13 protein-coding genes are annotated in these 12,950 nt (G+C 63.6%); 9 read left to right on the top strand and 4 right to left on the bottom strand.

The window, feature by feature from the left end; translation table 11 throughout:
- Positions 1-61: 61 nt before the first annotated feature.
- The 3 genes from CHB87_RS16835 (at position 62) to msrA (ending at position 2,462) form a co-directional block, all read left to right on the top strand.
- On the top strand, positions 62-703 hold the full coding sequence (locus tag CHB87_RS16835; protein WP_142988396.1) for a CDP-alcohol phosphatidyltransferase family protein: 642 nt from the start codon (positions 62-64) through the stop codon (positions 701-703).
- A gap of 85 nt (positions 704-788) precedes the next feature.
- Positions 789-1,736: a pseudouridine synthase gene (locus CHB87_RS16830; protein ID WP_089409589.1), complete on the top strand. Its 948-nt coding sequence runs from the start codon at positions 789-791 to the stop codon at positions 1,734-1,736.
- A gap of 249 nt (positions 1,737-1,985) precedes the next feature.
- Positions 1,986-2,462: a peptide-methionine (S)-S-oxide reductase MsrA gene (gene msrA / locus CHB87_RS16825; RefSeq protein ID WP_176441821.1), complete on the top strand. Its 477-nt coding sequence runs from the start codon at positions 1,986-1,988 to the stop codon at positions 2,460-2,462.
- Between the two features lie 10 nt (positions 2,463-2,472).
- Here msrA and CHB87_RS16820 read toward each other — a convergent pair whose 3' ends face one another.
- The 4 genes from CHB87_RS16820 to CHB87_RS16805 are packed head-to-tail and all read right to left on the bottom strand — an operon-like array spanning position 2,473 to position 6,574.
- Complete coding sequence (locus tag CHB87_RS16820; RefSeq protein ID WP_089409588.1) at positions 2,473-3,450, bottom strand: glycosyltransferase family 2 protein; 978 nt, start codon at positions 3,448-3,450, stop codon at positions 2,473-2,475.
- Positions 3,447-4,304: a glycosyltransferase gene (locus CHB87_RS16815; protein WP_089409587.1), complete on the bottom strand. Its 858-nt coding sequence runs from the start codon at positions 4,302-4,304 to the stop codon at positions 3,447-3,449. The genes CHB87_RS16820 and CHB87_RS16815 overlap by 4 nt, the downstream gene beginning before the upstream one ends.
- A complete protein-coding gene (locus tag CHB87_RS16810; RefSeq protein WP_089409586.1) occupies positions 4,301-5,683 on the bottom strand; it encodes a lipopolysaccharide biosynthesis protein in 1,383 nt (460 codons plus the stop codon). Before CHB87_RS16810 ends, CHB87_RS16815 begins: the two co-directional genes overlap by 4 nt.
- A gap of 3 nt (positions 5,684-5,686) precedes the next feature.
- Positions 5,687-6,574 carry an alpha-1,2-fucosyltransferase gene (locus CHB87_RS16805; protein WP_176441820.1) on the bottom strand — a complete coding sequence of 296 codons (888 nt, stop codon included), beginning with the start codon at positions 6,572-6,574 and terminating at the stop codon, positions 5,687-5,689.
- A 241-nt stretch (positions 6,575-6,815) separates the two neighbouring features.
- Between CHB87_RS16805 and CHB87_RS16800 the strand changes: the two genes are divergently transcribed.
- From CHB87_RS16800 to CHB87_RS16775, 6 genes are all read left to right on the top strand, one after another.
- Complete coding sequence (locus CHB87_RS16800; protein WP_176441819.1) at positions 6,816-7,814, top strand: glycosyltransferase family 2 protein; 999 nt, start codon at positions 6,816-6,818, stop codon at positions 7,812-7,814.
- Positions 7,815-8,361: 547 nt separating this feature from the next.
- Positions 8,362-9,783 (top strand): DEAD/DEAH box helicase, encoded by a 1,422-nt coding sequence (locus tag CHB87_RS16795; RefSeq protein ID WP_089409636.1) that lies wholly within the window; start codon positions 8,362-8,364, stop codon positions 9,781-9,783.
- A 91-nt stretch (positions 9,784-9,874) separates the two neighbouring features.
- The gene (locus CHB87_RS16790) at positions 9,875-10,390 is read left to right on the top strand and encodes a VIT1/CCC1 transporter family protein (protein WP_089409583.1); all 516 of its coding nucleotides are present in this window, start codon (positions 9,875-9,877) and stop codon (positions 10,388-10,390) included.
- Between the two features lie 47 nt (positions 10,391-10,437).
- The gene (locus tag CHB87_RS16785) at positions 10,438-10,866 is read left to right on the top strand and encodes a HEPN domain-containing protein (RefSeq protein ID WP_089409582.1); all 429 of its coding nucleotides are present in this window, start codon (positions 10,438-10,440) and stop codon (positions 10,864-10,866) included.
- Positions 10,845-11,276 (top strand): hypothetical protein, encoded by a 432-nt coding sequence (locus CHB87_RS16780; protein ID WP_142988395.1) that lies wholly within the window; start codon positions 10,845-10,847, stop codon positions 11,274-11,276. Before CHB87_RS16785 ends, CHB87_RS16780 begins: the two co-directional genes overlap by 22 nt.
- Positions 11,277-11,285: 9 nt before the next feature.
- Positions 11,286-12,923, top strand: a complete 1,638-nt coding sequence (locus CHB87_RS16775; protein WP_089409580.1) for an ABC-F family ATP-binding cassette domain-containing protein — start codon at positions 11,286-11,288, stop codon at positions 12,921-12,923.
- Positions 12,924-12,950: the final 27 nt, after the last annotated feature.

The following is a 12,950-nucleotide window of genomic DNA, read 5'->3' as shown; positions in this document are numbered from 1 at the left end:
ATGGCCTCTCCCGCAGGCCTACGCTCACCTCATCGGCACATCTGCCGGGGAGGTGGTTGCGATGTTGAAGAGCTTTCGTAAAGAGTGGATTCCATGGGGCATGGCGAGCGGACGGGCGCTGCTGGGCTTCGTCCTGATCGCGGGCCAGCGTTCGAACTGGAACGGCTACGCACTGGCGGGCATCATCGTGATGGCGCTGGTGTCGGATATCTACGACGGCGTGCTGGCGAGGCGCTGGGGCTGCGACACGGCCGGCGTGCGGCTGTTCGACTCCATGGCCGACACGCTCTTTTACCTCTGCGTGGGCATCGCGCTCTGGATCGGCCAGCCGCAGATCTGGCGTACCTGGGGCGGCCTGCTCGCGGGGCTGTTGGCGGCGGAGGTCTCGCGCTTCGCCTTCGATTTCTGGAAGTACGGCAAGCCCGGCAGCTACCACTCGTATCTTGCGAAGTCGCTCGGGCTGGTGCTGGCCGTGGGGGTGACGGCGACCTTCGCGATGGGCAGGCCGAACGTGTTGATTCCAGTCGCGCTGTGCATGGCGATCGCGAGCAACCTCGAAAACCTGGCGATGTCGATCATGCTGCCGGTCTGGACGCGCGATGTGAAGACGTTGCGCGCGGCTTGGAGCATCCGGAAGGGAACAGGCAACGGCAAAGGCGAGATGCGGGGCTCTCTCCACTCCGCTGCGCTCCGGTCGAGATGACGGTAGTTTGGGGCTACACTAAGAGAGCACTATGCAGGTGCAGGACCGCGATGAGCCACTCCGCAGTCGGAAAGCTGGAAATACCATGAGCAAGACCCCCGCCAAGAAATCCGTCCCCGCAGCCGAAGCTCCCACCGGCGACCGTCTCCAGAAGATACTCGCGCAGGCCGGCATTGCCAGCCGCCGCAAGGCCGAGGAGATCATCCTCGAAGGCCGCGTGCAGGTCAACGGCACGACCGTCACCGAGCTCGGCACACGCGCCGACGCGACGAAGGACCATATCCGCGTCGACGGCAAGCTGCTGCATGGGCCGGAGCAGCAGCGCTACTACATGCTGAACAAGCCGCGCGGTTACGTCACGACGCTGGACGATCCGCAGAAGCGCCCCACGGTCATGCAGTTGATGACGCCCAAGCACGGCCCGCACGGCGACTCCGTGCGCCTGTACCCGGTCGGGCGGCTGGACTATCTCTCCGAAGGTCTGCTGCTGATGACCAACGACGGCGCGCTGGCGAACTCGCTTTCGAAGGCGGCGGCGGGCGTCGAGAAGACGTATCTGGTAAAGGTCGCGGGCAATCCGACGCCTGAGATGATCGACCAGATCCGGCGCGGCATCATGATCGACCGCGGGCGTCTGGACGAGGTGCGCGCGGGTCGCCGCGACCGCATCTTGACTGCGCCGGCGAAGGTAGAGCTGGTGCGTGGCGGCGACAACCCGTGGTACGAGCTGACCTTGACCGAGGGACGCAACCGCCAGTTGCGCAAGATGTTCGAGGAGATCGGCCACCACGTCGAAAAGATTCGCCGCATCGGCTACGGCGCGCTGCGGCTGGATGTGCCGCCGGGCGAGTTCCGCGAGCTGACGCCGGGCGAGGTGCAGGCGCTGGATCGCGCGGCCAAGGGCAAGAAGGTCGTCCCGAAGAAGAATCTGCCGGAGTTCGCCAAGCTGAAGGCGCCGGTAAAGGCGAAGCCGAAGTTCGGCGCGCGCAAGCAGTTTTCATCGAAGTCGTCGCCCAGCCGCCGGTCCAGCTAGCAAAGACGTCCGTCATCCTGAACGAAGTCGAGAACCTGCGTTTGCTCTCCCGGCGCACCCAAGGCAGGGCGTGCCCAGACTCCAGTCCAGGGTATCGAATCCTGCTGGTCTTTTGGATGCTGCTGTCGTGGAGCGGCACAGGGCTTGACCGTTCTGGATACGAAGCCGAAAATACTCCCGTTTTTCATATTCGCGTAGGGACTATTTGAACTCCTGCGCATCCAATCAGAGTGCAAAGGAGCAACACGCGTGGCGATTGAAAAGGCGACATTTGGTGCAGGGTGCTTTTGGGGCGTCGAAGTCAAGTTCGGCGAGATCTCCGGGGTGCTGGATACGGCAGTCGGATACGAGGGGGGCGAGCTGGAGCACCCCACCTATAAAGAGGTCTGTTCCGACCGGACCGGCCACGCGGAGGTGGTGCAGGTGACCTTCGACAACTCCCGGGTACGCTACGAGACGCTGCTGGACGCCTTTTTCACCTTGCACGATCCCACGCAGCTCAACCGGCAGGGACCGGACTGGGGCAGCCAGTACCGCAGCGCCATCTTCACCCACAACGACCAGCAGACCGCCGAGGCGAAGGCCAGGATCTCGGAGCTGTCCGCATCCGGCGCCTTCCGCAAGCCGATCGTGACCACCGTCGAACCCAGCACGACCTTCTGGAAGGCTGAGGAGTACCACCAGCGGTATCTCGAAAAGCGCGGCATGGCGAGCTGCCATATCTAATACGAGGCTGCTAGTCGCTTGAGCGGGCTCTCCAGAGGTCGGCGATGGTCGCCGCACTGCGGAGCAGCCCCGAGCGAAAGAAGCCGTAACGCAGCGTCAGGCCGACGCGCCGCAGACTGCTCTCGCTGCGGCCGCTTTCGAGATACGACTCCAGCAACTTCCTCTTCTCTTCGGACATCGCAGCGCCGTGCAGACGCAGCAGCGCCTCTGCCTGCCGCTCGCTCTTCAGCCGTTCTCGTCTCCGGCTCGAGTCGCTGAGCGCCCTGACGGCCAGACCTTCGAGCGACTCGTCGAGCGCAGCCGATCCAATCACATTGCGGTCGTGCTGGCGGTAGAGCATCGTCGGCTCGGACACATACGCCGCCGCCCCAAGCGAGGCGGCCAGCAGAGCGGCCCAGCGATCGTGCATCTCAGCCTCGACCGGCATCTCTCGGGCCAGCTCGCAGAGCGCGCGGTTGAGCATCATGGTGCAGCCGGTGGCGGGATTCTCGCCCAGCACGCGCGCCAGCCGGTGGATGTTGCTCACGCGCAGCCGGTTCCGCGCCCAGTAGGATTCGTGGAGGGTGCGCAGTTGCGCGTCGACCACGCGCAGGTCGGTGAAGACGAGGAGCGGCGTGCCCGCGGGTTGAACTCGCTCCAGCTCCCGCATGGCGCGCATCGTGGCGGATATCTTGTCCGGCAGCCAGACGTCGTCCTGATCGGCGAAGCAGACGTAAGGCGCGGTGGACGCCTGCATCAGCCGCAGGAAGTTCCACTTCGGGTGGCCGGTCGGCCTGCGGGAAGGAAGCACGCGGAATCTGTCCGGCAGGCGGCTGGCGTACTCGGCGAGGATGGCCGGCGTCTCGTCGCTGGAGCCGTCGTCCGAGACGACGATCCGCAGGGGCGCGTACGTCTGCGACAGAATGGAGTCGATCTGCTCGCGGAGGAAGCGGGCGCCGTTGAAGGTCGCGAGCAGCACCTCGGCTTCCGGTTGGAGGAGTTCGTTCATGGCCGCAGCGCCGCCCGGAGCAGCCGCACGGTCTGCCCCGGCTCCTTTCTCCGCACGATCCGGCCCGCTGCCGCGCGCAGCAGGCGCAGCCGGCGGAGAAAGCGATCCGTCGCCGAGCCGTGGATGCGATAGAACCGGTACTCCGCGTCGAGCATCGAGAGGTTGCGTGCGACGAAGGCCGGATCGGTTCGACCGCCTTCGTTCGACGAAAGATGATGTTCAAGCGCCGAACGCAGCAGATAGATGCGTCCGCCACGCTGCTGCAGCGCGGCGAAGGTGGCGTGGTCGAGATAGTCGAGAGGGAACCGGGTGTCGAAGCCGCCGATGGCCTCCACTGCGTCCACCCTGAGCAGCGCGCCGGAGTTGAATGGCTGCACCGCTGCCGGGGCGATGCCGGTGACCTCCAGCGGAAAGGCGCCGGGAGGTCCCCAGGTTGGCGGGTGAATGGGCGAGCACACCAAGCCGGCGTCCACGAGGCGGGGACAGATCGCGGCTACTTCGGCATTGCCGGCGACCGCTTCGATGGCGGCTGTCAGTTCTTCCAGGTAGTCAGGCGTGACGACCGTATCCTGATCGAGCAGCAGCAGCCAGTGCGCGCCCTTGTCTTTCGCGAGCTGCAGCGCCCGGTTGTAGGGTTTGGCGAGTCCCGGATTCGTCGGATCGTGCCGATAGACGCAGGGAAAGTCCTCCGGCGGCGCATGCTCAACCGGCGAGTTGTCGTAAAGGGCGACGGCGAATCGCAGCTCTGGAGCGAGGGCGTTCAACGCCTCGCGCAACGAGCGGTAGGCCGGGCTGGCCTCTGCCTGCATGCGGTAGAGCACGATGACAGCCAGAACCCGCGGGTGCGCGCTCACAGCGACGACCCGACTTCCTGCGCCCTGCCGGCGGCCTCGATCGGCGCGCCCTTCACGAATCCAAGCACCGTCACGTAGGCGTGCGCCACCAGGTAGCAGAAGCTGCAGGAGAAGGTGAAGAGCACGGCCTGGCGCACCGTGCGTACCCCGAAGAACGCGAGATAGACGCCTTGCACGGCGACGACAAGGCCGATCTCAAGCGCCGTGCCGCTCCAGAAGAGCCACTTGCGCGCGCGATTCATGATCCACAACAGACCGGCCAGGTAATTGATGCAGGCTCCGAAGATGAGCCAGCCCAGATCGGGCCCCAGGTCGCGATACTTGGCGCCGAGAATCCAGAGGTAGAACTGCGGGCGAAGAAACGCCAGCGCCACCACGGGGATGCTTCCCAGCGTCGCGATCGAGAACAGGCCGATGAAGTTGCGGAGCACCCGGCCGCGTTCGAGCCGCGCGATGTACGGCTCGACGACGGTGACGTTGAAGATGGTGAAGATCGCGAAGAGTCCGCCGATACGGCCGAGCGCGGCGATCTGCGCGAGGTCGACCGTGCTGCCGAAGATGCTGACGAGAAAGAGCGAGATCTGCGATTGAAAGGCGGAGAAGATCATCGCGGGCGCGGCGGGCATCACGTAGCGGACGATCTCGCGTTCGGTCGCGCGATCGTCCTTTGCCGGCCACACGAGGTAGGGCTCGCTCTTCTTTGCGATCAGCTCCGCGCTCGCGACCAGGGCCAGCGCGGTCAGCGCGGTTGCGGCGCCGGCGTTCAGCCAGCCGGCCGTGGCGAGCGCCAGGAAGGCGCCCACGCGCAGCAGTGCGGGGATCACCTGCGGCACGTAGAACTCGCGAAGTTTGCCGTAGAGGAACAGAGGCGCGGCGTGATACGACAGCTTGCCGCCGGAGTAGAGATACGCCAGCACGGAGGCGACGAGAATCGTCTGGATCGGCCAGCCCCAGTGGTGTTTGTGCATCATCGCGATAAAGCACAGGCCCGCAAGAGGACCGAGGATGAAGAAGGAGCGATCGCGCAGGCGCTTGGCCGCGCGAACGTACCGGCCCACCAGCCTTCGGTCGCCATGCTGTGCGCCGACCAGCGGGATGATGGTGCTGGCGAAGCCCAGATCCATCAACGTGGCGACCAGCGCCTGGAAGCCGGTTGCCAGACCCACCTGCGCATAGGCCTCCACGCTGAGCCGTCGCACCATGATGAGGCCGCCAAGGATGCCGAGACCCTGCAGGGCGCCCTGACCGAGGAAGAAGTTGGTCACGATCTGGAGGACTCGCTTGCCGCGCGTCCACCTCGTCCCGGCATAGCGGGGCGGCTCGGCGAGGGAGATGTTCTCCTCGTTCAGTTCGACGGTCTGGCTGGGGTCAAGGGGCATGGTCTACCAGTCCAGCAGGATCCAGCCTGGAAGCATCAGGTCCGGAAAGTAGCTGTCGCGTTCTCGCAGCCAGTTTCGCGGCGCGACGACGATCTTATCCTGCCGCGGGTTCAGCCATGCTCCCCACCAGGAGAACGAGCTGTTGGCGAGGATGTGGTGGCGGCATGCGGCCATCAGGTGAAGGTCTTCGTGGGCGGTGAAAGAATCGTTGTGATCGACGAAGGTGATTGGCAGGGCGCGGGGTAGATTCTCGCGCGCAAACGCCATGTCGTCCGAGAAGACGAAGAAGTGAACCGCGCCGAGCCTCTGCTGCAGAATAGCCATGGCGCGATGGTAGAAGTCCAGCGGCAGCGCGCGGTTGCCTTCGGCGTCCAGCGTGTAGTCGCCGCGGCGGACGTGGACCGAGACGGGGATCGGCTTCGCGGCGATCTCCTGCTGGACCTGCGACGTCTTGCCGGAGACCGCGTCTCGCAGGCGAAGCTCCGACCGCAGCGTCTCGGCCACATAGCCGCCGGCCTGCCAGTAGCCGGAGAGGTAGGCGATCCGGGCGCCAGCGGCGAGCGGAAGCTGCGGGATGAAGCGGTACTGCTCCTGCGCCTGTTCGCGAACGATCTGAACGCCCAGCGCGGCGCGCAGCGGGTTGAAGACAGATTTGAGTCGCGGATTTTCGTTGACGAGGAAGCGGTCGCTTGATCGGAATGGCCGCGTGGGCAGCGCGATTGCGAACTTCGAGAGCAGAAACGGACGGGCGTGTCCGTAAGAGAACGCGTTCTCCTGCGGTTCGATCAGGATCTCGGCCTCGGCCCGGTAGAGCTCGGCGAAGAAGCGTGCGGCGGCGTATTGGAAAAGCTGATTGCCGAGCCCGCTGATCTGCCGCACCGACAACCGCATGGACCACTCCTCGTCTTTTTCTTTCGATGCGCAAAGTCGATGCATCTTGCCCCGTCGACTTGTACAGCATATCAACGGGCCTCGGGCTCATGCGAAGGCTGATCCTCCCAGAGCCTGTTCACGATCCGCATAAGCGGCACGGATGTCTGGGCGCCCCACCCTTTCGAGAATCCGAAAGGATGGGGCGCCCAGGCATCTGCTCATCCGAAACAAATCGCCAACAGCCTCTTATACTGAAAGGGTGGACGAGCCGATCGCATCGACCGAGCATACGCCGGAACCGACCGGGCATAGGCCGGAATCGACGCCGTCCCTGACGGTCGTGATTCCGACCTTCAACCGGGTCTCCGCTCTGCGAACCTGCCTGGAGCATCTGGAGCGGCAGAGCTGCACCGGCTTCGAGGTGATCGTCGTCGACGACGGCAGTACGGACGATACGCCGCGCTTCCTGGCGGAATATCCTGGCCGGACGAGTTTGCGGCTGCGATGTCTGCGGCAGCAGAACAACGGTCCGTCGCGGGCGCGCAACTGGGCGATCCAGCAGGCGCAGGCGCCGGTCGTGCTGATGATCGGCGACGATATCTTCGGCGGCCCGGCGTTTATCGAGACGCATCTTCAGTTCCATCGCCAGCATCCGGCGCGCGAGGACGCCGCGCTGGGTCTCACCCGCTGGAGCACGACCGGGCAGACGGTCACGCCGCTGATGGCGTGGCTCGACGAAGGCGGCTTCCAGTTCTCGTACCATGACCTGCTCGACGGAAAGCAGCCCGGCTGGGAGCACTTTTACACCAGCAATCTCTCGTTGAAGACAGCGCTCCTGCGGGAGAATCCCTTTCACGAGGCCTTCACCCGGGATCGCTGGATGATGGAGGACCTGGAGCTGGGATACCGGCTGGAGCATACGCGCGGTCTGCGTTTGAGCTTTCTGCCGGAGGCGCTGGCCGAGCATCTTCACCCGACGACGCTCCGGAAGACCTGTGCGCGGGCCTTTGGCGCGGGACTCTCGGCGCGGGTCTTTCATGAGCTCTGGCCGGAGCTGAAGCCGGCGCCTTCGACCGGTCCGCGAAGCTGGCTCGCCGCCGGCCTGCACTGGCGCGGATGGCTGCTGAAGCCCATGACCTGGGTGACGGAGCGAGTGACCCGTCTCCGGTGCCCGAATCCTCTGCTGCGTCCGTTGTTGCGGATGTACGCCGCGCGGGGTTACCGTATGCCGTATACGCCGGGCGATAAAGACCACTAGCGCGCGCCGTCTTCTTCTGCTATTCTGGAATCACGCGTAAGCGTAGGGCACTACGGGGAAAGATACCGCGACCTGCATTCTGATGTCGTTCTTTAGAATGAGTCCGGCATCTGGCCAGAGACCGAAGTGAGATCCCTTTCCACCGCACTGTCTTTCTATGGGCTACCGAATCGCCGTGACGCGATTGTGTTGAGCCCGGTACCAAGACTGGAAAGATGCGGCGCTGGTTGCTCTGGCTGGAAGGCGTGTCATCGGACATGCCTCGCCGTGCAGCAGCAAGGCTTCGTGAACTCTTCGAGCATGCTGACTATGCAAACCTCATGATGCATCTCTGCGTTCCGCGCAGTCGCGCATCTGTGTATCTCTTTGCGGCTCTGCGCCGCCACGAAAGAACAGGAACCTCTACTTGAACTCTGCAATCCTCGAACCTCAGTCTGAAGTCAGCACCGAAACCAACGCAACCCCGGCCATCAACGCCTCGCACCAGGCAATCCCCGTCGACATCACCGGCTCGAACAACGAGCTGGACCCCAAGACCGGCCTGCCGATGCTGAAGGGCGTCTTCTTCACCGACTTCAACATCTCGGATTCGCTCAAGTCGCGTCTCGCCGCCGGCGGCTTCGCAACCCCCACGCCCGTGCAGGCGAAGGCCATTCCGCCCGCGCTCGAAGGCAAGGACATTCTCGCCACCGCCTCGACCGGCACCGGCAAGACGCTCAGCTTCCTCATCCCGATGATCGAGCGCATGGACGCGACCTCGGTTCCGTCGACCCGCGGCAAGCGCGGCCCGATCCGCGCGCTCATTCTGCTGCCGACGCGCGAGCTCGCCATGCAGGTGCTTGAGGCCTACGGCAAGATCGTTCCGCACGCGAAGAACGACTCGGTTCTGGTCTGCGGCGGTCTGTCGGAGAACACGCAGCTCGATCAGCTCGATCGCGGCCCGCGCCTCGTCGTCGCCACACCCGGCCGTCTGGAGGACTTCCTCCGCCGCCGTTCGGTCAACCTGAACTCGGTCGAGATGCTGGTTCTGGACGAAGTGGATCGCATGCTCGACATGGGCTTCCTGCCCGCGATCAAGCGCATCGTCGGCGCGCTGCCGAAGACCCGCCAGACCATGTGCTACTCCGCGACGCTCGATGCGAACATCACCGAGATCGTCCGCGACTACGTGCAGAAGCCTGTCCGGATCGAGATCGGCACCACCTCGAAGCCTTCGGATCGCGTCGAGCTGAAGGTCGTCACGGTCATGCAGGACCAGAAGCTCGGCCTGCTGAACCAGATGCTGACCGAAGAAGAGGGCACGTTCCTCGTCTTCTCGCGCACCAAGCATGGCGCGGACCGCATCTCGAAGAAGCTCGAAAAGCTCGGCCACCAGGCGGACGTGATCCACGGCGACCGCTCGCAGTCGCAGCGCACGGCGGCGCTGAAGGGCTTCGCCAACGGACGCCACCGCATCCTGGTCGCGACCGACGTCGCCGCCCGCGGTATCGACGTCTCGGACATCGCGCACGTCGTCAACTACGACCTGCCGAACGCCACCGAGGACTTCGTCCACCGCATTGGCCGTACCGGCCGCGCCGGCAAGAAGGGCGTCGCGACGACCTTCGTCATGCCGCAGGAGCGTTCGGACGCACGCAAGCTCGAGCGCGACCTGAAGATCAAGTTCGAGTGGCGCGAGGCCGACAAGAACCTCGAGAAGGAAGAGCGCAACAAGCCGCTCGACCTGGGCTCGAACGCGCCCAACGACCTGATGGGTATGGAGACCCGCGCATGGCGCTCGGGCGATGCCTCGGCCGCTCCGGCGCCCGCAGGCCGCAGCCCCTACGCGGGTAACCGCGGACGCAGCGGCGGCTTCTCCGGCGGCCGTGGTCCTGGCGGTGGCTTCAGCGGTGGTCGCAGCTCCGGTCGTCCCGGCTCGCGTCCGGCCAGCGGCGGCAGCAGCCGTGGCCCCGCGCGTCGCGGTCAGTAAGACTCGTCAATCGTCTGGAACGCCCCATGTCTCTCTTCGAGGCATGGGGTTTTCTTTGCCACGATTCCATTCATGGCATCCTAAAAAGCACATGTCCGATCTGATTCCAAATCTTGCCGAGCTCTCCGCCATCGCGGGAAATGAGAAGAACTTTCTGCTGCGCGTCGTGCAGCCCGGCCTCGCGGGCCTGATGGACGGCTCGGTCTCGACCCTCGCGCCGATCTTCGCGACCGCCTTTGCGACGCACAACTCGCACACGGTCTTTCTGATCGGGGCGGCCTCGGCGGTGGGCGCCGGCATCTCGATGGCGTTCTCGGAGGGCCTGTCGGACGACGGCGCGATCACCGGACGCGGCAGCCCGATCCTGCGCGGCGGCATCACCGGCTTCATGACCTTCGTCGGCGGCTTCCTGCACTCGCTGCCGTTTCTGATCCCGAACGTTCACACCGCGCTCTTGTGGGCGTACCTGGTCGTCGGCGTCGAACTGCTGGTGATCGCGTGGATTCGCTACAAGTACATGAGCACGAGCTTCGCGCTGTCGTGCCTGCAGGTGATCGTGGGCGGCGGACTGGTCTTTGCGGCGGGCGTACTGATCGGGCAGAGTTGAATTCTAGGCTTAGCAGGTAGAATGAGGTATGTTACGACTAGGGATGAATGACTGCAATTCTCACAAAAGTGAAGCTCCAGGAGTTGATGCAGCTTCGTCTTGATGAGGCCGAGGTTCTTCGTGCGGCTGGATTTCACGATGCTGCATGCTATCTCTGCGGGTATGCCATGGAGTTTGCACTGAAGGCATGTGTATGCAAGAGGCTGAATCTTGCGGAGTATCCGGAGAAGGATCTAAAGGGCATCTTCAAGACACATCTTGCCTCCGAGCTTATTTTGTTAGCGGGCTTGCGAGACGAGTTAACCGCGATACAGGACCGGAATTCGGGCTTCGAGGCAAACTGGCAGATTGCGACACGTTGGGGACCGGAGCAGCGGTACGAGAGAGTGAAGACCGATTCGGATACCGATGAATTGATGAAGGCTCTCAAGTCTGAACCGGATGGAGTTTTAAGATGGCTTACACAACAGTGGTGACAAGCGGATTCTTCGAGCAGGTCATGACGTTTCTCGGAGATCTCCAACGGGAGAGGGGTCCTATTGCCCTTGCCATGTTGACCCCCGCGAATGGTGGCTATACGGATTCCTGGAATCTTTACCTGTCTGCGGCGTGGCTCGATCGGATTGGCCTACATGATGGCACCAAGGCGATGACAGCATCGGCGCGGCAGAAGTTGGGGACATTTGCGAAGCAGTACAAAGGGACCTGGATCGTGCGGACCAATGAGCTGCTTGTGGAGACCCTTACCTCCACGTTCGACATTCGTGAGGTTGGTACGGCGTACAGGGTGGACTCCCTCGAACTTTCTTTTTTTGGGATTGAGGACGCGGTCATTTTGATTGCAAATTCCTCCGCCCGCAATCTTGGACACAAAATTTCAGCATAGAAAGCAATCATGATCTCGACATCCAACATCACCATGCGTTACGGCTCGAAGCTCCTCTTTGAGGACGTCTCGGTCACCTTTACCGACGGCCGCCGCTACGGTCTTACCGGCCCGAACGGCGCCGGCAAATCCACGTTCATGAAGGTCCTTACCGGCGAGATCGACGCGCAGAAGGGCAATGTCGTCCGCCCGCGCAAGTTCGGCGTGCTGAAACAGGACCAGTATGAGTTCGACGCGTACCGCGTCATCGACACCGTCATCATGGGCAACAAGGCCCTCTGGGCGGCGCTCGAAGAGCGCGAGATCATCTACAACAAGCCCGAGATGACGGACGAGGACGGCTCCCGTCTGGGTGAGCTTGAAGGCATCGTCGGCGACGAAGACGGCTACGAGGCCGAGGCCAACGCCGCCGTGCTGCTGCAGGGACTCGACATTCCCGACGAGCTGCACGAGCGCAAGATGAGCGAGCTGCAGGGCGGCCAGAAGGTCCGCGTCCTCCTCGCACAGGCGCTCTTCGGCAATCCCGGCGCCCTGTTCCTGGACGAGCCGACGAACTATCTCGACCTCGAGTCGATCCACTGGCTGCAGGACTTCCTGATCCGGTACAACGGTACCGTCATCACCATCTCGCACGACCGTCACTTCCTGAACGCGGTCTGCACGCACATCGCCGACATCGACTACGAGACGATCATCACCTACAACGGCGGCTACGACGACATGGTCTTGCAGAAGACCAGCGTCCGGACCCGCATCGAAAGCCAGAACGAGCAGCGCGAAAAGAAGATCGCGCAGTTGAACGACTTCATCGCGCGCTTTTCGGCCGGTACGCGTTCCAGCCAGGTGAACTCGCGCAAGAAGGAAGTGGAGCGTCTGGCGACCAGCGAACTCGCCCGCTCGAACATCGCGCGCCCGTTCATCCGCTTCGATCTCGTTCGCCCGTCGGGCAAGAATGTGCTCGAGTTCGAGAACGTGAACAAGAGCTACACCCAGAAGGACGGCAAGGTCGAGCACGTCATCAACAACTTCTCCGCGCTGGTCAATCGCGGCGACAAGGTCATCCTGATGGGCCGCAACGGCCAGGGCAAGACCACGCTGCTGAAGGCGCTGCTGGCCAATGGACCGGGCGTCGAGGAGAAGGATGTCTCGATCGACTCGGGCACGGTGAAGTGGGGCCACGAGGTGCAGATCGGCTACTTCGCGCAGGATCACAAGGGCTCGATCCAGATGGGCATGACGGCTTCGGACTGGCTGCACCAGTACGACCCGAAGGTCACCAAGGAAGAGATTCGCGGCATTCTGGGGCAGATGCTCTTCCGCGGCGAAGAGGGCCTGAAGAAGACCGACGCGCTCTCGGGAGGCGAGGCCGCGCGCCTGCTCTTCTGCAAGATCATGCTGCAGAAGCCGAACGTGCTGGTGCTCGACGAGCCGACGAACCATCTGGATCTGGAATCGATCAACGCGCTGAATCAGGCGATCCAGGGCTACCAGGGCACGGTGTTTCTCGTCACGCACGACCAGGATCTGATCGAAGAGGCCGGCACCCGCATCTGGCACTTCGAAGGTGGTCCGACCAACTTCCACATCACGGACCACAAGGGACCGTATGAGGAGTACCAGCAGCAGTTGGCGATGTCGGGCAAATAAATCGGAACGAAACCGTCGTCCCCACGG

The sequence above is a fragment of the Granulicella rosea genome (assembly GCF_900188085.1).
In the GTDB taxonomy this organism is placed as follows: domain Bacteria; phylum Acidobacteriota; class Terriglobia; order Terriglobales; family Acidobacteriaceae; genus Edaphobacter; species Edaphobacter rosea.
The sequence above is the reverse complement of the archived record's forward strand: the minus strand, read 5'-3'. Positions and strand labels throughout refer to the sequence as shown.